Annotated in this window: 14 protein-coding genes and 2 pseudogenes; 9 read left to right on the forward strand and 7 right to left on the reverse strand. The window is 65.7% G+C overall.

Annotated elements, in window-relative coordinates:
- Positions 1 to 60: 60 nt before the first annotated feature.
- Complete coding sequence (locus tag ACQ86E_RS19840) at positions 61 to 1,167, reverse strand: ring-opening amidohydrolase (RefSeq protein ID WP_431201417.1); 1,107 nt, start codon at positions 1,165 to 1,167, stop codon at positions 61 to 63.
- A gap of 1,211 nt (positions 1,168 to 2,378) precedes the next feature.
- Between ACQ86E_RS19840 and ACQ86E_RS19845 the strand changes: the two genes are divergently transcribed.
- Positions 2,379 to 4,718, forward strand: coding sequence for a Tex family protein (locus ACQ86E_RS19845; protein WP_431201418.1), 2,340 nt, complete (start codon positions 2,379 to 2,381; stop codon positions 4,716 to 4,718).
- A gap of 111 nt (positions 4,719 to 4,829) precedes the next feature.
- Here the strand turns inward: ACQ86E_RS19845 and ACQ86E_RS19850 are convergent, their stop codons facing one another.
- Positions 4,830 to 5,201, reverse strand: coding sequence for a response regulator transcription factor (locus ACQ86E_RS19850; RefSeq protein ID WP_431201419.1), 372 nt, complete (start codon positions 5,199 to 5,201; stop codon positions 4,830 to 4,832).
- Positions 5,198 to 6,064, reverse strand: a complete 867-nt coding sequence (locus tag ACQ86E_RS19855; RefSeq protein WP_431201420.1) for a S1C family serine protease — start codon at positions 6,062 to 6,064, stop codon at positions 5,198 to 5,200. Before ACQ86E_RS19855 ends, ACQ86E_RS19850 begins: the two co-directional genes overlap by 4 nt.
- A 183-nt stretch (positions 6,065 to 6,247) precedes the next feature.
- Here ACQ86E_RS19855 and ACQ86E_RS19860 point away from each other — a divergent pair, with 183 nt between their 5' ends.
- Positions 6,248 to 7,213, forward strand: coding sequence for a VOC family protein (locus ACQ86E_RS19860; protein WP_431201421.1), 966 nt, complete (start codon positions 6,248 to 6,250; stop codon positions 7,211 to 7,213).
- A gap of 15 nt (positions 7,214 to 7,228) precedes the next feature.
- Here ACQ86E_RS19860 and ACQ86E_RS19865 read toward each other — a convergent pair whose 3' ends face one another.
- Complete coding sequence (locus tag ACQ86E_RS19865) at positions 7,229 to 8,365, reverse strand: diguanylate cyclase domain-containing protein (RefSeq protein ID WP_431201422.1); 1,137 nt, start codon at positions 8,363 to 8,365, stop codon at positions 7,229 to 7,231.
- Positions 8,366 to 8,552: 187 nt separating this feature from the next.
- On the opposite strand from ACQ86E_RS19865, the gene ACQ86E_RS19870 reads away from it, so the two are divergent.
- Together ACQ86E_RS19870 and ACQ86E_RS19875 are read left to right on the forward strand one after the other, a co-directional pair.
- On the forward strand, positions 8,553 to 9,428 hold the full coding sequence (locus tag ACQ86E_RS19870; protein ID WP_431201423.1) for a dihydrodipicolinate synthase family protein: 876 nt from the start codon (positions 8,553 to 8,555) through the stop codon (positions 9,426 to 9,428).
- 189 nt (positions 9,429 to 9,617) lie between these two features.
- Positions 9,618 to 11,942 carry a xanthine dehydrogenase family protein molybdopterin-binding subunit gene (locus ACQ86E_RS19875; RefSeq protein ID WP_431201424.1) on the forward strand — a complete coding sequence of 775 codons (2,325 nt, stop codon included), beginning with the start codon at positions 9,618 to 9,620 and terminating at the stop codon, positions 11,940 to 11,942.
- A 133-nt stretch (positions 11,943 to 12,075) separates the two neighbouring features.
- Here ACQ86E_RS19875 and ACQ86E_RS19880 read toward each other — a convergent pair whose 3' ends face one another.
- Genes ACQ86E_RS19880 through ACQ86E_RS19890 form a run of 3 tightly spaced genes read right to left on the reverse strand, consistent with a single transcriptional unit; the run spans position 12,076 to position 15,293 of the window.
- Positions 12,076 to 13,272 (reverse strand): acyl-CoA dehydrogenase family protein, encoded by a 1,197-nt coding sequence (locus ACQ86E_RS19880; protein WP_431201425.1) that lies wholly within the window; start codon positions 13,270 to 13,272, stop codon positions 12,076 to 12,078.
- A gap of 13 nt (positions 13,273 to 13,285) precedes the next feature.
- Positions 13,286 to 14,434: an acyl-CoA dehydrogenase family protein gene (locus tag ACQ86E_RS19885; RefSeq protein ID WP_431201426.1), complete on the reverse strand. Its 1,149-nt coding sequence runs from the start codon at positions 14,432 to 14,434 to the stop codon at positions 13,286 to 13,288.
- Between the two features lie 4 nt (positions 14,435 to 14,438).
- Positions 14,439 to 15,293 (reverse strand): enoyl-CoA hydratase, encoded by an 855-nt coding sequence (locus ACQ86E_RS19890; protein ID WP_431201427.1) that lies wholly within the window; start codon positions 15,291 to 15,293, stop codon positions 14,439 to 14,441.
- Between the two features lie 158 nt (positions 15,294 to 15,451).
- Between ACQ86E_RS19890 and ACQ86E_RS19895 the strand changes: the two genes are divergently transcribed.
- The 5 genes and pseudogenes from ACQ86E_RS19895 (at position 15,452) to ACQ86E_RS19915 (ending at position 20,434) form a co-directional block, all read left to right on the forward strand.
- A complete protein-coding gene (locus ACQ86E_RS19895) occupies positions 15,452 to 16,060 on the forward strand; it encodes a LemA family protein (protein WP_431201428.1) in 609 nt (202 codons plus the stop codon).
- 137 nt (positions 16,061 to 16,197) lie between these two features.
- Positions 16,198 to 17,112, forward strand: a complete 915-nt coding sequence (locus tag ACQ86E_RS19900) for a TPM domain-containing protein (RefSeq protein ID WP_431201429.1) — start codon at positions 16,198 to 16,200, stop codon at positions 17,110 to 17,112.
- A 5-nt stretch (positions 17,113 to 17,117) separates the two neighbouring features.
- Positions 17,118 to 17,615, forward strand: coding sequence for a TPM domain-containing protein (locus tag ACQ86E_RS19905; protein WP_431201430.1), 498 nt, complete (start codon positions 17,118 to 17,120; stop codon positions 17,613 to 17,615).
- Between the two features lie 223 nt (positions 17,616 to 17,838).
- Positions 17,839 to 18,806 (forward strand): annotated as a pseudogene (locus ACQ86E_RS19910) (hypothetical protein).
- A 93-nt stretch (positions 18,807 to 18,899) separates the two neighbouring features.
- Positions 18,900 to 20,434, forward strand: a pseudogene (locus tag ACQ86E_RS19915) (hypothetical protein).
- The last annotated feature ends 10 nt before the right edge of the window (positions 20,435 to 20,444 follow it).

Here is a 20,444-nt window from a genome sequence, read left to right on the forward strand (position 1 = left end):
CCGCGTGAATCAACTGAGCCGGCGCGAGGGGCAGGGTTGCGCCGGGCGGAGAGGTCTGCGTCAGTAAGCCAGTCGGGCGATCACTGCAACCGGCCCGCCGCCCGCCGGACCCTGATGTTCGGCGCCGCCGGAAACATAAATCGCGCCGGTGCCGGCGAGGCCCGCGATCAGGCCGCCGACCGCCGCGCGGGCATGGCGTGTCGAACTGATGTCGGTATCTTCCAGCATGGTGTGGCGGAAGCCGCGTACGCTGCCGTCAGGCGACGCTTCGGCCTTGGCGAAGATGTTGACGAGCTCGCGGCCCGGCTGCGGATTTGCACCGAGCCCGACGCTCTTCAATGCCGCCACCACCGCCGCGGCATCGATCGCATCGTCCATCACGGCATGCCCGATCTCGAACGCGCTCGCGGAAGATGAGGAGTTACCGAGCACGATGATGACGTTGTGCATCAGCTCGATCCCGGACGAGGTCGATGCGACCTTCGAGAAAAGATCATAACGGCGCAGCACGTCGGCGTCGCCAACGTCGGAGGCGATCTCGCCGAGCGCGACCGCAACCCCGAGCGCGGAAGCACCCCGCGAATAGGCCATCGAGCTGTAGGCGCTTGTGGTTGCGGTCTTGTTGCCGCGCGCGTTCGCCGCCGCGACGCGGTCGCTGGTGAGCAGCGGGCACTTGATCTGCACGAAATGGACGTCGGCCGGGTCGGAAATGCCGGCATCCGCCATGGCGGTCATCACGGCTTTCGCCGTCTCCGCGATCTGTGCCGCGCTGCCGAGCTCTTCGGGCAGGAAGTCGCGGGTGTGGGCCATGCCGATGCTCAGGCGCTTGCCGGACAGATCCGCTGGTGGCCGATCGATCTCTTGCCGCGTGAACACGGTGATATGCGGGCTGAGCACGCCCTCGGTGCCGCCCGACATCACGAAGGCAATGCGTTGCTCGACCTCGTGGGCGGAAAGGCCGAGTTGCGGCGCCAGCGCCGTGCACAGCGCGGCCACCGCATACTCCCGGGTAAAGTCGTTGACGCCGCCATTGCCTTCGGTCTTGCCGAGGATCGCCAGGATCGATGCCGCGTCGATCGCGCCGGAGCCGATCATGGCCATGAGGCCGGAAACGTCGCCGGGGCCGCTGGTGGCGATCTTGAAGACGCCGACCGATGTGGTGGGCATGATTGGTCCTCACGTCGAGTTCGGTGGTCCGGCAGATCAAACAGGCGTGGAACGGAGGCCCCTGTCAAGATGCAAGCAGAGACAGTGATCGCCGCCGCCCTGTTTCGCCGGCGTGTCAAGCCACGTTCACGAAAATATTCCACTTTACCGAAATTCGGAAACGGCGTATGTGTTGCGCATCCCGGCTCATCCTTGAGGGGCGATCGTACGTCGTCACGAGTTGCGAGCCGGGCCTGCGGTGGACGCGGCAGCGTCGTGCGCGAAAGGTGCGGGCAGGGCGGGTAGTCCCTGTGAGCCCGCGGCCACGTGCGGACGAGCGGCGCCAAAGTCCGGCGGAGCCTGCTGGCGAAGCCGGATGAGCTGCGTACGGCAAAACCGTGTGGTCCTGGCCGTCGTTGCTACGGTCAAGCCTTTGCGGAGATGTGCGCGAGCCCAACCGGGCAGATGGCATCGTCAATTCGCTGGGGTGAGGGAGGCCAGAAGGAAAGTTCGGCTCCCGGGAGATCACGGCATAAGTCGTCCGACCATCGCGCAGGGAAGGCCGAGTGATCGGCGACACCTGTATGCTGCTGTGCGGTTCTTTTGCGCTACATCTTCGCGCAGCGGACCGCGGGTGCCCGTCGGCACCCGGTCTTCCCTGCGCCCTCTTGGATTGGAGAGGGCGGCAAGACCAGGCAAAGCTCGGGCGAAACGCGTCGCGAGAATGAGAAGGCGTGTCTGCAACCACATACGAGCTGTCATCGTCCGGCCGGTGCGCTATTGCGCACCAGGACCGGACGATCCAGTACTCCGAGACAGTTGTGGTTCAACCGAGAGGCCGCAGCGTACTGGATTCCCCGCCGGAGCCTGTCATCGGGCTCGCCGAAGGCGAGACCCGGTGGCGGGGAATGACGGCGCTATTTGGAGACGCAGCTATTGCCTCAAACTCCGTCATTGCGAGCGCAGCAATCCAGGATCCCTCCGCAGAAAGACTCTGGATTGCTTCGCTGCGCTCGCAATGACGATTACGAAGCCGCGGGCAAGTCAGCGGAGCAAGAGGAAGAACCCGTCCATCCCCACGATTGTGGCGAGAACGCATCGCTCCACCAAAAAATCCCCTGTCGACGGTTGCGCGCCGCACCTTGATGAATCAACCTTGGTTGGTCCATAAGCGGCGTCCCGCAGCCGGTGGTTCGCTCCGCATGGCGTGGTTGGAATAGAGGGATTCTCGCGTGGCAAATATCAACCAGAAAATTGCGCAGGAGCTTGGGGTCCGGGCGGAGCAGGTCGAGGCGACGGTGACGCTGCTCGACGGTGGCGCCACGGTTCCCTTCATCGCGCGCTACCGCAAGGAAGCGACCGGTGCGCTCGACGACGCGCAATTGCGTACCCTGGAGGAGCGCCTGGGCTATTTGCGCGAGCTGGAAGACCGCCGCAAGGCCATCCTCGAATCAGTCCGCGAGCAGGGCAAGCTCGATGCCGCGCTGGAAGCCTCCATTCTTGCTGCCGACAGTAAGGCGCGTCTGGAAGACATTTATCTTCCGTTCAAGCCGAAGCGCCGCACCAAGGCCGAGATCGCCAAGGAAGCCGGCCTCGAGCCGCTCGCCAATCAGCTCATGGCGGAGCCCGGTAACGATCCGAAAGTCGTGGCCGAAACCTTCGTCAATGCCGAGAAGGGCGTCGCGGATGCCGCCGCCGCACTCGATGGCGCCCGTGCCATCCTGGTCGAGCGCTTCGACGAGGACGCCGACCTGATCGGCGCATTGCGCGAAGACGTCTGGACCAATGCGCGCATGGCCTCCAAGGTGCGCGACGGCAAGAAGACCGAGGGCGAGAAATTCGCCGACTATTTCGAGTTCTCCGAGCCGCTGACCAAGCTGCCATCGCACCGCATCCTTGCGATGTTCCGCGGCGAGAAGGAAGAAATTCTCGACCTGCAGATTCAGGCCGAAGAGCCGCCGCCGCCGGGCGTGCCTGGTATCTACGAGCTGAAGATCATGAAGCGCTTCGGCATCGCCGACCTCAAGCGCGCCGGCGACCGCTGGCTGGTCGACACCGTGCGCTGGGCCTGGCGCACCAAGATCCAGGTGCATCTGAACATCGACCTGCGCATGCGGCTGTGGAACGCGGCCGAGACCGAGGCGGTGCGCGTGTTCGCGTCGAATTTGCGCGACCTGCTGCTGGCCGCGCCGGCCGGCACCCGCGTCACCATGGGGCTCGATCCCGGCTTCCGCACCGGCGTCAAGGTCGCCGTCACCGACGCGACCGGCAAGGTGGTCGATACCGCCGTGATCTATCCGCACGAGCCGCAGCGGCAGTGGAACGAGGCGCTCGCGATCCTCGGCAAGCTGGCGCTGAAGCATCGCGTCGAGCTCATCGCGATCGGCAACGGCACGGCCTCGCGCGAGACCGACAAGCTCGCGGGCGATCTCGTCAAGGGTCTCGCCGAGCTGAAGATGACCAAGATCGTGGTGTCGGAGGCCGGTGCGTCGGTCTATTCGGCTTCGGCTTTCGCCTCGGAGGAGCTGCCCGGTCTCGACGTCACCCTGCGCGGCGCGGTCTCGATCGCGCGGCGCCTGCAGGATCCGCTCGCCGAGCTCGTCAAGATCGAGCCGAAGGCGATCGGCGTCGGCCAGTATCAGCACGACCTCGGCCAGGCCAAGCTTGCAAAATCGCTCGATGCGGTGGTGGAAGACTGCGTGAACGCGGTCGGCGTCGACGTCAACACCGCGTCCGCGCCGCTGCTCGCGCGCGTGTCGGGCGTCGGCTCGGGTCTCGCGCAGAGCATCGTGGCGCATCGTGACGCCAACGGCCCGTTCAAGTCGCGCAAGGCGCTGAAGGAGGTGCCGCGGCTCGGCCCGAAGGCGTTCGAGCAGTGCGCCGGCTTCCTGCGCATCCTCGGCGGCGAAGACCCGCTCGACGCCTCCGGCGTGCATCCGGAAGCCTATCCGGTGGTGCGCCGGATTCTCGCCGCCACCAAGAGCGACATCAAGGCATTGATTGGCAGCAGCGAGATCGTGCGCACGCTGAAGCCGAAGGATTTCGTCGACGAGACCTTCGGTCTGCCGACCGTCACCGATATCTTGAAGGAATTGGAAAAGCCGGGCCGCGATCCGCGCCCGGCGTTCAAGGCCGCGGTGTTCATGGAGGGCGTCGAGGAGATCAAGCACCTCAAGAAGGGCATGATCCTCGAGGGCACCGTGACCAACGTCGCGGCCTTCGGCGCCTTCGTCGACATCGGCGTGCACCAGGACGGCCTCGTGCACATCTCGGCGATGTCCAGGACCTACATCAAGGATCCGCGCGAGGTGGTGAAACCCGGCGACATTGTCAAGGTCAAGGTGCTGGACTTCGAGGTCGCCCGCAAGCGCATCTCGTTGACCTTGCGGCTCGACGACGAGGTCGGCGCCAAGAAGGACGCCCCCGGCATGCAGCGCGACAACAGCACACGCAACCCCGCCCGCATGACGTCGTCGGCGCCGCGCAAGCAGGAGGCCTCCTCCGGCGGCGGCGGCGCCCTCGCCGAAGCGATGCGCCGTGCGGCCGAGAAGAACGGCGGCAAGCGCGCGTGAGTGAGTTGTAGCCCGCATGCAGCGAAGCGGAATGCGGGGCGCATGCCCCGGATTGCGCTCCGCTCCATCCGGGCTACGCCAACGCGTTGAGGCGGACTGATCGCCGCCCGCTCATAGCTCTATCACGCCGCGGCGTGCCGCATGCGCCACCGCGTCGGTGCGGCCGGTCGCGTCCAGCTTGTCGAGCAGCGAGCCGACGTGGAATTTCACCGTGTGCACGGAGATGCCGAGCTGGCGCGCGATCATCTTGTTGGAGGCGCCCTCGGCCATCAGCGCCAGTACGTCGAGCTCGCGCTGCGTCAGCGCGATGTCGTCGGGCATGCTGCGCGGATCGCGGGCGACAACCGTCGCCGCGGCCTGCTCGCCGGGCGCGGCGAGGCGAAGCCCGGTCACGTTGCCGAGCAGCGCCGCCAGGCGATCGGCGAGAACGGGGTCGTCGATCTCCAGCGACAGCACGATCTCCGGCGTTGGGTCGACGCTCACGCCTCCGGCCTCTCGCCGACCGTGACCTTGAAGCTGACCGGCTCGCCGCCGCGGCGTGCGGAGACATCGACTACCGCGCCGACGCTTGCCGGGCCGAGCGTGCGTGACAGCGCGCGCACGCCTGAGAGCTTCTGCTCGTTGACTGCGATGATCACGTCACCCTGGCGAATGCCGGCGATGGCGGACGGCCCGGCCTGGTCGACATTCATCACCATCGCACCCATGCCGTCGTCGAGCCGCACGGGCTGCAGCCCGAGGCCGAGATAGCCGCGCGCGATACGGCCGCGCGTCTCGAGCTGCGCCGCAACCCGCGCGATCGTCGCCGTCGGAATGACGAGCACCCGCCGCGGTCCGAGCACGGCCATGCCGAACGCTTCGCCCGATGCGTCGAGCGCGAGCCCACCTTGCTGGCCGAAGCGCAGGCGCAGGTCGAGCTCGATCCGCGCATCGATGTCGCCGCCGCGCAGGGACCGCCAGCCTTTGCCTGATGCCGACACCATCCCGAGTGCCGCGCTCGGCGCGTCGCGATCGGTAGCGACGACGACCGACAGCGTGCCGAGCGCAGGAACGGTGGTGGCCAGCTTGACCGGCGCAAGACCTGTATCGGCGCGAAGCAGCGCGATATCGGTCGTATGGTCGCGGCCGGCGATTGAAGCGGCGACGGTGCTGCCGTCGGCGAGACCTATCCGGACCTCGCCCTCGTCGGCAAGCGCCTCGTCGGCGGTAACGATCAGGCCGGGCTTCCAGACGAAGCCGGTGGCGCGGCTACGATGCGAATGCACGGAGACGACGGACGGCGCGGCGTGCGCCACGACATCCGCGAGCGCGGACGACAGTGAAGACAGAGGCGTGGAATCGGTCATAGCGGGCTCCTGTAAGCTGCCTCCAATCTGGGATGTCGCGGTTGATTGCGAAACTGGCCGGGTGGCCAGTCCTCCTGCAGGACCACGGCCGACGAACATGTGATTGGGAGGGGCTCACGGGAACGTGTAGCAATCCCGGGATTGCACCAAATGGCCTCAAGCGTCTCCAGCGAGTCCTGACTGATGACCATCGAACTCACCCGCCGCACCTTGCTTCAACTTGCCGGCGCCAGCTCGCTTGCGATGGCCGCCGCGGCTGCGGCGCGCGCCGAGGGCAATCCGCAGGGCGGCGGGCCGACCTATGCGAGCCGCACGCCGATGCGGGTCGGCATGGTGACGCTGCAGGTGAAGGATCTCGACAAGGTCGCCGACTATTACCGCGACGTGATCGGGCTCACCGTGCTGGAGCGCTCGGCAAGCGCCGCCAGGCTCGGCACCGCCGGCATCACGCTGCTGGTGCTGGAAGCCCGCCCCGATGCGATGATCGAACCGCGCAACGCCGCCGGCCTCTATCACACCGCCTTCCTGATGCCGACGCGAAAGGACCTCGCGCGCTGGCTTGTCCATGCCGCCTCGCATCGCGTGAAGCTGTCTGGCTTTGCCGATCACCTCGTCAGCGAGTCCGTTTATCTCGACGATCCCGAGGGTAACGGCATCGAGGTCTATGCCGACCGCGATCCCTCGCAATGGCAGTGGAGCGAGGGCAGCGTGAAGATGGCGACCGACGAGCTCAACATTCCCGACCTGCTGTCGCTGACCAACACGCGCGTTGCCGACTACGCCAGGGCGCCGGACGGAATGCGCATCGGCCACATGCATCTGCGCGTCGGCGATCTCGCGCAGGCCGAGAACTTCTATCACGGCACGATCGGCCTCGACCCCACCCGCAAGCGCAACGGCGCCGCGTTCCTGTCGTCGGGCCGCTATCACCATCACCTCGGCATCAATGTCTGGCAGAGCCAGGGCGCCGGCCAGCGCGACGATGCCACCACCGGCCTTGCCTGGTTCTCGCTGGTGACGGCGAAGCAGGACATCCTCGCCGCGCAGGAGGAACGCCTGCGCAAGGGCGGTGCGCAGCTTACCAGGCTTGCGGATGGTATCGAGGCGATCGATCCATGGGGCACACGCCTGCGGCTGCTCAAGGCGTGATCGAACGCGGCAGCTTCAGCCTGCTGCGTGTTCGAGGCCGAAATCCTCATCCGCCCATGCGAAGCGGCTGCCTCCGGCGCGTTTCGCTGCGTAGAGGGCGCGGTCGACCTGCTCGAGCAGCTGCGCCGTCGCACCGGCGGTCGCAGCGCCAGCGCTGACGAGAATTCCCGCGCTTGCGCCAATGCGGACCGGGATGTCGGTCAGCAGGAACGGGATCGAGAGATCGAGAATGGCCCGGCGCGCCAAAGCGAGCGCTTCCTCGCGGCCTTCCTTGCCGGCGGCAACCGGCTTGAGCATCATGAATTCGTCGCCGCCGAAGCGCGCGGCAAGTCCGGTCGCGCCGACGCAGAACGACAGCCGCTCCGCCACCTGGCGCAGCAGATCGTCGCCGGCGTGATGGCCGTGACGGTCGTTGACCGGCTTGAAGCCGTCGAGATCGATGGCAATGATGGCGAAGTCGCCGCGCGTCTCCGCCAGCGCCTGGAGGAACGCGGCCCGGTTCGGCAGCCCTGTGAGGAAATCGTGGGTGGCCTGCCGCGCCAGCCGATGCTTGGCTTCGAGGCGTTCGACGAAGGCGGCGCTGAGGTGCTTGGAGGCTTCGCGCAGGGTCAGCCAGAAGAACACCAGCATCACCGCGCCGAGCTTGTAGGCCAGCTCGGGCCGGAGCAGGCCGGCCACGATGGTCGGCGTCAGCAGGATCGCGGCCGTGGTCAGGATGATCCAGGGACGGATCGCCGCGCGCGAAACCATGCCGACGCAGAACGACATCGAGAGCCCGAATGCGATCCAGGCGCCGGGGTCGTCGTCGATCTGGAGCGCGCGATACGATAGCATGCCGAGTGCAAGGCCGAAGGCGGATGCGCCTGCGCCGTAAAGCCGCTCCCAGCGGATCACGTCGGCGTCGGAGAATTGTGCCGCGCGCGACTTGTAGCGGAATAGCGAATAGATCCGGGCCGAGGCCGTGATGAAGATGAAACCCGAGATCACGGCATAGCCGATATCGCCGCTCATGATGGCCAGCGCCACGGCCCCCGTCACCGAGGTGACCCCGATGGCGAATACCTGCGGCAGCGACGTGTACAGCAGCTCGACGAGCTCGCGCCGGATGCGCGGATCGGGATGCAGATACCGGGACAACATTGTGACAGGCATGCCGGCACCATCACCGTCACTCCCTAAAATAGGGTAGGGGAGGCGCACGACACGGCGGCCGGCGTGTAACGTCCTTAAGAACTGGTCAATGCGCGAGCTTGCTGGCAATTTTGTTGCGTGTTAGCAGCGGACGAGGCGCGCGACGCCTGCTTGCCGGTATGCTCCAGCCTTCTGCATCGGACCCGCCATGACCGAATTTCGCGGTGTGTTTCCCTATCTGGTCTCGCCTGTCGATGCGGACGGCGCTGTCCGCACGAAGGTGCTGGCGAAACTCTGCGACGACCTGATCGGCGCCGGCGTGCACGGGCTGACGCCGCTGGGATCGACCGGCGAGTTCGCCTATCTCAACGCCGCGCAGCGCACGGCGGTCGTGCAGACCACGATCGAGGCCGCGAAGGGCCGCGTGCCCGTGGTGGCCGGCGTCGCTTCCACGTCGACAGCCGATGCGGTGGCGCAGGCGAAGGCGTATCAGAAGCTCGGGGCCGACGGCATTCTGGCGATCCTGGAGGCGTATTTTCCGCTCGCGGACGCGCAGGTGGAATCCTATTTCCGCAGCATCGCCGACGCGGTGGATATTCCCGTCGTCATCTACACCAATCCGCAATTCCAGCGTTCCGACCTGACTCTCGAAATCATCGCGCGCCTCGCTGCGCATCCGCGCATCGGCTACATCAAGGACGCCTCGACCAATACCGGCCGGCTGCTCTCGATCATGAACCGTTGCGGCGATGCCTTGCGCGTGTTTTCGGCCTCCGCCCATATCCCGGCCGCGGTGATGTTGATCGGCGGGCTCGGCTGGATGGCGGGTCCGGCCTGCATCATCCCGCGCCAGAGCGTCGCGCTCTACGACCTCTGCAAGGCCGGCCGCTGGGACGAGGCCATGGCTCTGCAGCGCAGGCTGTGGCGGATCAACGAGGCCTTCGCGCGCTTCAATCTCGCCGCCTGCATCAAGGCCGGGCTCGCGAGCCAGGGCTATGAGGTCGGCAATCCCGTCCCGCCGCAGGCCCCGCTGACGGACGACGCGCGCAAGGTCGTGGAGGCCGCGCTCAGGGAGCTAGGTTAGGTCCCTCCGTCGTCATGGCCGGGCTTGACCCGGCCATCCACGCCTATCCTACGCACAAAGAACGTGGATGCCCGGGACGAGCCCGGGCATGACGAAATCGTGGATATCCCGCCCAAAACCGCGGCTGGCCTCGCATGCCTCGATCCGCTAAAAGGCACCCCGCAGTTTTGACTTAAGGGACCCAGCGGAATGAACATTCTTCCCGGCAATTTGCGTTTCGGAGCGGGCCAGCCCGTCAAGCGTTTGGAAGACCAGCGGCTGCTCACCGGGAAGGGGCAGTTCATCGACGACAAACCGGAGGAGGGCGCGCTGTGGTTGCATGTGCTGCGCTCGCCGCACGCTCACGCGAAGATCGTCTCGATCGACACGGGCGCAGCCGCATCGATGCCCGGTGTCGCCGCGATCTACACCGGCGCGGACCTCGTCAAGGATGACATCGGAACCATCCCGACGCTGAGCATCTTCAAGCGTCCCGACGGCAAGCCGATGACGGTGCCGCCGCGTCGCCTGCTCGCCCATGAAATCGTGCGCTATGCCGGCGAAGCCGTGGCCGCCGTGGTCGCATCCTCGCGCAGCGAGGCGCAGAGCGCGGCTGAAGCCATCGTGGTCGAATATGACGTGCAGCCTGCGGTGGTCGATCCCGTCGAAGCCGTCAAGCCGGGCGCGCCCTTGGTGTGGCCGGAGGCGCCCGACAACATCGTCGGCGCGATGAGCTATGGCGACGCCGCCAAGGCGGATGAAGCCTTCGCCAAGGCCGCGCATACCGTCGAGCTGGATATCGTCAGCCAGCGTCTCGTGCCCTCCGCGATGGAGCCGCGCTCGACCATTGCCGAGATCGACAAGAAGACCGGCCGTCTCCTGCTGCACGTGCAGTCGCAGACTCCAGCCTCGACCCGCGACGTGCTGGCGGAAGCCGTGCTGAAGCGACCCAAGGACAGCGTCCGCGTGCTGGTCGGCGACATCGGCGGCGGGTTCGGCCAGAAGACCAATCTCTATCCCGAAGACGGCATCGTCGCCTACGCCGCGACCAAGCTGAACAAGAAGATCCGCTGGCGCGGCGACCGCACCGACGAATTCGTCGGCGGCACCCACGGCCGCGATCTGACCTCCACCGCGTCCTTCGCGCTGGACGAGAAGGGCAAGGTGCTGGCCTATCGCGTCAAGTCGATCGGCTGCACCGGCGCTTACTCGTCGGGAGCGGCGAACATCATTCCGCTGGTGCTCGGCCCGTTCGTGCAGACCGGCGTCTACGATCTGCCGCTGGTGCATTTCGAGGTAAAGTCGGTGATGACCCACACCGCACCGGTCGGCGCCTATCGCGGCGCGGGCCGTCCCGAGGCCGTCTTCATCGTCGAACGCCTGTTTGACGCTGCCGCGCGAAAAATCGGCATGGATCCGCGGGCGATCCGCAAGGCCAATTACATCAAGCCGGCGCAACTGCCCTACACCAATGCGGCCGGACAGGTCTACGATTCCGGCGCCTTCGCGCATATGCTCGACCGTGCCGTGAAGCTGGCCGACTGGGACGGCTTTGCCGCGCGCAAGAAGGCCGCGAAGAAGAAGGGTCTGCTCTACGGCCGCGGGCTCACCTCCTACATCGAATGGACCGGTGGCCGCGCCCACACCGAGAAGGTCAGCCTGCACGCGACCTCGCAAGGCCGCGTCATCCTGCATTCCGGCACCATGGCGATGGGGCAGGGCTTGCAGACCACCTACACCCAGATGATCTCCGATACGCTCGGCATCGCCATGGACAAGATCGAAATCGTGCAGGGCGACACCGATCTCGCGCAGGGGTTTGGCAGCGTCGGCTCGCGCTCGCTGTTCGTCGGCGGCACGGCGGTTGCGGTCTCATCGAACGACCTGATCCAGAAGGCGCGCGAGAAGGCGGCGAACGTACTGGAAACCTCGGTCGACGACATCGAGTACCAGGGCGGCATGCTCACCGTGGTCGGCACCGACCGTCGCATCAGCTTGTTCGATCTTGCCGAGAAGGAAGGCGGCGCCAAGCTCAGCGTCGATTCCGAAGGCGAGGTCGACGGTCCGAGCTGGCCGAACGGTACGCATATCTGCGAGGTCGAGATCGATCCGGAGACCGGCGTCTCCAAGGTCGTGCGCTACACCACCGTCGACGACGTCGGCGTAGCCGTGAACCCGATGCTGGTCACCGGCCAGATCCATGGCGGCGTTGCGCAGGGCATCGGCCAGGCGCTGTACGAGGGCGTGTCCTACGATGCCGACGGCCAGCTCCTCACCGCCAGCTACCAGGACTATTGCATCCCTCGTGCCGACGACGTTCCGCCGATCGTGGTGACGCTGGATGATTCCGCGCCCTGCCGCACCAATCCGCTCGGCGCCAAGGGCTGTGGCGAATCCGGCGCCATCGGCGGGCCGCCCTGCGTCACCAACGGCGTGATGGACGCGCTCGCCGAGCTCGGCATCACCCAGCTCAACACGCCCCTGACGCCGCAGAAGATCTGGAAGGCGATCCGGGACGCGAAGGCGGCGGGGTGAGAGCGACGGCGGACCGCGCTATTGCCACGACGTCATTGCGAGCGCAGCGAAGCAATCCAGTCCCCCGCGGAAGGATTCTGGATTGCTTCGTCGCAAGGGCTCCTCGCAATGACGAAAGAGAGAGTCTCGCTCTTCAAATCCCCAGCATCATCTTCGCGATGATGTCGCGCTGGATTTCCGAGGTGCCGCCGAAGATCGTATAGGCCCGGCCGTTGAGATATTCGGGCACCACCGTCAGCATGTCCTCGGGTGTCGGCGGCTCGTGGTTGAGCTTGTAGAGCGGGCGCATCGGCTCGACGGCGAGCGCGTCGTGGCCAATCACGTCGACCCCGAGCCGCGTCACGGCCTGGCGGATCTCGCTGTTGCGCAGCTTCAGGATCGACGACACCGCGCCGGGATTCTGACCGGTCTGGAGCGCCGAGAGAACGCGCAGCTCGGTCATCTCCAGCGCGTCGATATCGACCTCGACCTCCGAGATGCGCGCCGCGATATCGGGGCTGTCGATCGCGCGTCCCGTCAGGTCCGACTCGGCAAGATCCGCGATCGCCTTCAGCCCCTCGCGCAGCTTCGCCGAGGCAATCCCCGAGCCGCGCTCGAACTCAAGCAGATATTTGCCGTAGGTCCAGCCCTTGCCTTCCTCGCCGACGCGGTTGGCGACGGGCACGCGCACGTCGTCGAAGAACACCTGGTTGACCTCGTGATCGCCGCCGATGGTCAAGATCGGCCGCGTGGTGATGCCTGGCGTCGTCATGTCGATCAGGATGAAGCTGATGCCGTCCTGCTGCCGCGGCCCGTCGCTGGTGCGCACCAGCGCGAACATGCGGTTGGCGTGGTGGGCATGCGTGGTCCAGATCTTGGTGCCGTTGATGATGTAGTCGTCGCCGTCACGGATCGCGCGCGTCTTCAGCGAGGACAGATCGGAGCCGGAGCCCGGCTCGGAATAGCCCTGGCACCAATAATCCTCGCCGGAGAGAATTCGCGGCAGGTAGAAATTCTTCTGCTCAGGCGAGCCGAAGCCGATGATGACGGGGCCGACCATCTTCACGCCCATCACGTTGACGTTCGGCACACCGGCCCGCGCGCTTTCCGTCTCGAAGATCCAGCGCTGGGCCGGCGTCCAGTCCGGCCCGCCGTATTCGATCGGCCAGCCCGGCGCGCCCCAGCCGCGGCTGTGCAGTGTGCGCTGCCAGGCCATGCCGATGTCAGGGTCGGAGAATACCGACGGCGTCAGCGCCGTCGCGCGCTTCATCTCCTCGGTGAGATTTTTGGCGATGAAGTCGCGCACCTCGTCCTGGAAGGCGCGCTCCTCGGCATTGAACGACAGGTCCATGATGCGCTCCTGTTCAGGCGGGGATAGTGATGCGGCCAAGCTTGGCGTGGCGGGCATAATGATGCGCGGGGCCGCCGAATAGGGTGTCGAACGCGACCAGCCGCTTGAAATAGGCGCCGACCTCGAGCTCCTCGGTGACGCCCATGCCGCCGTGGAGCTGGATCGACTGTTCGCCGACGAAGCGCGCGCATTTGCCGATCTTCGCCTTCGCGCCTGAGGCAGCCCGTGCGCGCTCGACCGGTGGGCTGTCAACCTTCAGCGCGGCGCGCAATGCCATCGAGCGTGACTCGTCGACCTGCATTGCCATGTCGGCGAGCCGGTGACGGATCACCTGGTTGGCGGAGAGCGGCCGGCCGAACTGCTTGCGGATCTTTGTGTATTCCAGCGTGGTGTCGAGCAGCACCTGCATGATGCCGACGGCCTCTGCGCCGAGCGCGGCCATGGCGCGATCGACGGCCCATTCGATCGCCGGCAGTGCGTCGTGCCCATCGCCAAGCAGCGCATCCTCCGGCAGATGCACGTCGGACAGTTCGATGTTGCAGGCGCGCCCGCCGCCGAGGCGCTCATAGTCGCTGACGGCGACGCCCGGCGCCGTTGCCGTTACCAGGAACAGGCCGATCCGTCCGGATGGCCCCCTGTGATCGTGAATATGCGCGGAGACGATGATCTCGTCGGCGGCGTGGCCGTCGAGCACGGCGATCTTGCTGCCGGAAAGACGCCAGCCTTGCGCCGTCTTGCTGGCAGTGGTCGCGACCCTGGCGAGGTCGAACCGCGCCGCGCGCTCGGAATGGGCGAAGGCGAGCTTCAATGATCCGTCCGAGATCTCAGGCAGGATTGCCTGCTTCTGAGCCGCGCCGCCGCATCGGTCGATCAGTCCGGCTCCGAGCACCACCGTCGCGACATAAGGCTCGGACACCAGCCCGCGGCCGAAGGCTTCCATCAAGATGCCGATCTCGACCGCGCCGCCGCCGAGTCCGCCAAACTCCTCGGGGATCGGCAGCGCCAGCCAGCCGAGCTCGGCAAACTGCTTCCACACCGCAGGGCTGAAGCCGAGCGGATCGTTCGCCGTCTTGCGACGGTGATCGGCATCGTAGCTGTCGGCTACGAAGCGTTCCGCGCTTTCGCGCAACAGGCGTTGCTCGTCACTGAGATTGAGGTCCATGTCGCTACTCCGCGGCCGCCGGCGGCTTGCGCACGGAGGGATGCAGTCCGGCTGGATCGACCACCATGCCGAACTCCTGAAGATTGTGGGCGTGACAGAGCTGATGCAGCGCAAACGCCTGGTCGATCGCGGCCGGCTGACCCATTACATCGACCGAGCGGTTGACGGCTTCCTTGGTCAGCTTCAGTGCAAACGACGGCTTCGATGCGATCCGGCGCGCCAGATCCAGCACGCGCGACGACAACTCCGCGCGTGGCACGACTTGGTTCACCATACCGAGCTGATGCGCCACCTCGGCGCTCCAGCTGTCGGCGGTGAACAGGAATTCCTTGGCTTTGCGCGGGCCGAGCTCCCAGGGATGTACGAACCATTCGACGCCGCAGACGCCCATGGTGACGACGGGATCGCAGAACTGCGCATCGTCGCTGGCGACGATGAGGTCGCAGGCCCATGCCAGCATCAACCCGCCGGCGATGCACTTGCCGTGCACCTCGGCAATGGTCGGTTTGGCGAGGTTGCGCCAGCGCCGCGTGATCTGGAGATAAATTTCCTGCTCACGCGCGAAGCGGCCGTGGGCATTGGGCTCGGCAAAGCCGCCCCAATTTCCTACGGGTGGAAAATCGACGCCTGCGGCATTCTTGCCACCGGGGCGGAGGTCGTGCCCGGACGAGAAGTGCGGCCCGTTGCCGGCGAGGATGATGACCTTGACCGCGTCGTCCTGCACCGCTTCGTCGAAGGCGGCATTGAGGTCGTAGGTCATTTGCAGGTTCTGCGCGTTGCGCGCCTCGGGCCGGTTCATCACGATCCGGGCAATCGCCGGCTCCGGCCGCTCCACGAGGATGGTCTCGAACGAGGACATCGCGTTCCCCCTCAGCGTTTCCAGTCTGTCTTATTGTTCCGTCAAGTTGACTATGTCGGCCAGAGATAGGCAAGGGGATAGGCAAGAGGCTTGCGTAAATCGGCTGCTTTTCGTGTCCGATCTGCTAGGTTGCCCCCGATTCCACCGGGAGAAATTTGATGCGCAAGATCCTCACCGTGCTGGCGGCGCTCGCCTCACTCAGCCTCACCAATTGCGGCTACAACGCGATCCAGAGCGAGGACGAGCAGATCAAGGCCAACTGGTCCGAGGTCGTGAATCAGTATCAGCGCCGCGCCGATCTCGTGCCCAATCTCGTCAACTCGGTGAAGGGCTTTGCCCAGCAGGAGAAGGACGTGCTGCTCGGCGTCACCAATGCGCGTGCCAAGGTCGGCAGCATCCAGGCGACGCCTGAGGTGCTGAACGATCCCGCAGCCTTCCAGAAATTCCAGGCCGCGCAGGGCGAACTCTCCAGCGCGCTCTCGCGCCTGCTCGTCGTCACCGAGAATTATCCGCAGCTCAAATCGGATGCGCTGTTCAAGGACCTGATGTCGCAGCTCGAAGGCACCGAGAACCGGATCACGGTCGCCCGCAACCGCTATATCAAGGCGGTGCAGGAGTATAACGTCACCATTCGCTCAGTCCCGACCAATTTCACCGCGATGATCTTCGGCTACAAGGAGAAGCCGAATTTCACAGTTGAGAACGAAAAGGAAATCTCGACCGCGCCGAAGGTTGATTTCAACCCGGCGCCCGCGCCGTCGAAGTAGGTGCGTTTGATTTTGCGAATGCGCCCAGCCCCGCCCACCACTGTCATTCCCCGCGAAGGCGGGAATCCAGTACGCCGCGGCCTTTCCGTAGCTCTCTGGCGTCGCTGGAATACTGGATCGCCCGGTCAAGCCGGGCGATGACAGCGAGGGTGTGGCGGGTTAGTTCGGACGTGCTCGCTCCGATCGTCCTTGCCTTCGCCCTGGTCCTCGCTTTCGTCCTCCCCGCCGCAGCCGACGTCGCCGTCCCCGCGCTCACCGGCCGCGTCGTCGATCAGACCGGCACGCTCTCCAGCAGCGACGTCGCTGCGTTGTCGCAAAAGCTGCGTGACTTCGAGACGCGTAAGGGCAGCCAGGTCGCCGTCCTGATCGTGCCCACCACGCAGCCGGAGACGATCGAGCAATTCTCGATCCGCGTCGCGGAGGCATGGAAGATAGGCCGCAAGAAGATCGACGACGGCGCGATCCTGATCGTCGCCAAGAACGACCGGCATTTGCGCATCGAGGTCGGCTACGGCCTCGAAGGCGCGCTCACCGACGTCACCTCGCGGCGGATCATCGACGAGATCATCACGCCGAAATTCAGGACGGGTGATTTTAGCGGCGGCATCTCCGATGGCGTCGATCGGATGATCCGCGTCATCGACGGCGAGCCGTTGCCGGTGCCCTCGCCGACCGTGAATTTCGGCAATCTGGACGATCTCGCTCCGCTGTTCATCGTGACGCTGTTCGCCTCTCTGGGCGTGGGCGGGTTCTTCCGTGCCATGCTGGGGCGACTGGTCGGATCATTGGCGACCGGCGGCGTCATCGCAGTGCTGAGCTGGTTCATTCTCGGTTCCTTCTCGATTGCCCTCGCTCTCGGCGCGCTCGGTTTCGTCATCGGGTTCATTGCCGATCTGTTTGCAGCGATGGGCCCAAGCTCGGGATCCTCGCGCCGTGGCTCGTGGTCGAGCGGTTCTTCGGGAGGCGGCTGGAGCAGCGGCTCGTCGAGCAGCGGCGGCTTCAGCGGCGGCGGTGGCAGTTTTGGCGGCGGCGGCGCCTCGGGGAGCTGGTAGCGGTCATGAGCATCAAGCGTATTGCCAGACATCTGGTGCAGCATCATTGGCGAGCGAAGCAGATCTTTTCGCAGGCCGTGCTCGCCCGTATCGAGCAGGCGATCAGGCAGGGCGAGGCCACCCACTCCGGCCAGGTCCGCTTCGTCGTCGAAGGCGCGCTGGATGGCGCGCCACTGTTCCGCAATCAGCCGGCCCGCGCGCGTGCGCTCGACGTGTTCTCGCATTTGCGCATCTGGGACACCGCGCACAACAACGGCGTCCTCATCTATCTCCTGCTCGCCGACCGCGACGTCGAGATCGTGGCCGACCGCGGCATTCACGCAAAGGTCGGCGGCGAGGGTTGGGAGAGCATCTGCCGCGCGATGGAAGCCGAGTTCGTCTCCGGCCAGTTCGAGCGCGGCGTGATCGGCGGCATCGCAGCGGTATCGCGCGAGCTGGCGCGGCATTTCCCGCCGCAGGGGTCGCATGTGAACGAGCTTCCGGATGCGCCCGTCGTGATGTGACGGAGGAGAGAAGCTGCGCCTCGTCCCGTTGCGCGGCCGTTCATCTTGCCCCGGTTACAAACTGTTTCACGCCCGCCACACCGGTTCCACGTTCCCGGCCTAATTCGGCCCCGGAAGATTTCCTAAAATTTCGGTAAGCGGGTCCCGAGGTAAGGATTTCGCAAGCAATGAAAGTTACCAAAAGGTCAATCCAGAGTGGAGTATTTGAGCTGTGAGCGAACCAATGGCTGAGCAGGCTTCCCTAGAGACCGGTGAGCAGACGAGCGCCGACGAAGCTGCGAGCGCGCCGCAGGCTTTCGAAGCTGCCGGGGTCGAGGCTCCTCGATCGCCCCCGACCATGAGGCGCCGCCCAAGCCGGATCCCGTCAAGGTCGAGCCACCAAAGCTCGAGGCCAAGGTTGACGCCAAGGTTGAGGCAAAGGCTGAGACCAAGCCCGAACCGAAGCTCGGCAAGCTCATCGTCATGGCCTCGTCCGAGCGTTCCTGGGATCGCGAGGAGTTTGCCCCGCATGTGAAGGCGGACGCGCCGCGCGAGACCGGCGGCAAGCGCCGCCTGTCGGCGATGGCTGCGGTGGTGGCCATTGCGGCCAGCGTCGGCGCGATCAGCGGCGCGCTCGCGACCGCCGGCATGATGCACTTCGCAGCCCCCGCGCCGGCACAGGTTGCCGACACCAGCGCACTGGAATCTTCGGTCGCGCGGATTGATGCCGACGTGGTCGCGCTCAAGGCGAATGTCGAGCACACCTCCAAGACCGGCCTCGGTCAGTTCAACCGGACCAACGACCGCCTCGACAAGCTCGAGAAGGCTCAGGCCGAGCCGATGGCCAAAATCGCAAAGCTGTCCGAGACCGTCGACAAGCTGCGTGCCGCGCCGCCGGCCGCGGCTTCCGCGCAGGCCGCCGCATCAGTGCCCAGGGAAACGACCGGCTCCATCGCGCCGACCCAGCTTGCGACCGCCGCCGCTGCACCGGCGCCTGCCGCGCCCAAGGCCGAGGTCGGCCGTCTGCCGACGGTCGAAGGCTGGCGGTTGCGCAATGCGGCCAATGGCGGCGCGCTGATTGAGGGCCGCGACGGCCTCTACGAGGTCTATCCCGGCGATCCGATCCCAGGCGTCGGCCGCGTCGATGCGATCCGCCGCCAGGACGGCCGCTGGGTGGTCGTCACCAGCAAGGGCCTGATCGTCTCGCGCTGAACCTCCGATATTCGACTTTCGAAGAGGCGCTTCACCACCATGTGAAGCGCCTTTTTGCTTGAATAGGCCGGCTTGCGCGGTGTTACCTCAGGCATGAGCCGCGCTTTGCGAATTCTCCTTGCTGTCGTCGTGTTGCTCGGCGGCGCCATGTCGCTATCGGCCGCGGAGAACGCACAGCTGATGCGCGGTACCGCGATCACCGATCCCGACATTCTGCGAAAGCTCGACCAGAACGACACACTGACGATTTCGCGGCTACTTTGGCCGGAGCGTAACGCAAACTTTCCGCTGACGACCGACCTGCTGTTCTCCTCGTTACAGCAGCTGAAGGACATCCCACCCGCGCTCGACGCCGAGTTCGACCGTTACATCGCGCATCAGAAGGCGGCCTATCCGACCGAGACCATCGGCATCGGCGAAGGCTTTGACGTGCAGCTGTTCGATCGTGCCAACCTGAAATCCGCCGACACGCGCTTCGTGCTCGCCGGCATCGTCAACCGTATGGACCGCGCCTATGTGTCGGAAGAATCCTGCGGCGAGATCCGGCTGATCTACCGGCTGGCGCGTTTCGAGACCGGGCCCGATGGAGGCAAGACCGCAACGCGCCTGCCGATGACGTTCAATCTGGTGATGAAGGCGCGCGATGCCCGCCAGATCGCTTCGAACGGCAAGCCCGTGAGTTGCACCGAGGTCGCGCGGCGCTGGCTGGACAATGGCGACTGGCAGGGGCTGATCGGCAGCAGCTCGCATCCCGACGATGCCCTGCTCGACCGCATCGAGACCAACATCCAGATCTCGATCGCGCCGAAATCGGCGCTGCATGATTTCCGGTCGGACTATCTCCTGAAGGTCTTCAAGTACAACGCCGCCACGAAGACGTTCGAGGAATCGACGCTGGAAAACCAGATCGACCGCGACCGGATTCTTGCCGACAATGACCTCCGGCGCGACTTCAAAGACTGGCTGCTCGCGCCCGATCACTACCGCGAATTCGATCGCGGCACGGTGCTGATCCCGGAAAGATTCCTGGCCCGGGCTGCGGTGGTGCCGACGCCCGCCGGCCTCGATGCCTCCGCACTGCAGCCGGAGTTCGGCATGATGCAGGGGAGGGCAACGAAAATCCCGTCTTCACGGACAGCGACGTGGTCGGCGCGCTGAAGCAGGCCGCGGCGCGCGGGGACATGCAGAACATCCGCTCCGTCGCGGGCTTCCAGCGCCGACTCAACGACGTCACCTGCGCCGGCTGCCATCAGACCCGCGGCATCGGCGGCTTCCATTTTCCGGGCGTGGACTGGCTGGCGGACAAGCCGTCCAATTCCACCATCGTGCCGGCCTCGCCGCATTTTGTCGGCGACCAAGTCCGTCGCCGCGACATCCTGACAGCCTTCGCCGCGGGCAAACGCCCTGATTTCTCACGCGGATTTGCCAGCCGGCCGCAAACGCGCGGCAGCCGGGAACTCGCCGGCACCGAATATCAGGACGGCTGGGGTGCGCATTGTTCTTTGCCAGATGCGGGATCGGAAAGGGGCGACAGGAGTTTTACGTCATGGAGCTGTGCTAAAGGTCTCGCGTGTCAGGCTGCCGCGGCCTCAAGCCGCATCGGCATGTGCTTCATCAAGACGCGTTAGCAAAACACCG

This window comes from Bradyrhizobium betae (assembly GCF_050632175.1).
Taxonomy (GTDB): Bacteria; Pseudomonadota; Alphaproteobacteria; order Rhizobiales; family Xanthobacteraceae; genus Bradyrhizobium; species Bradyrhizobium betae_B.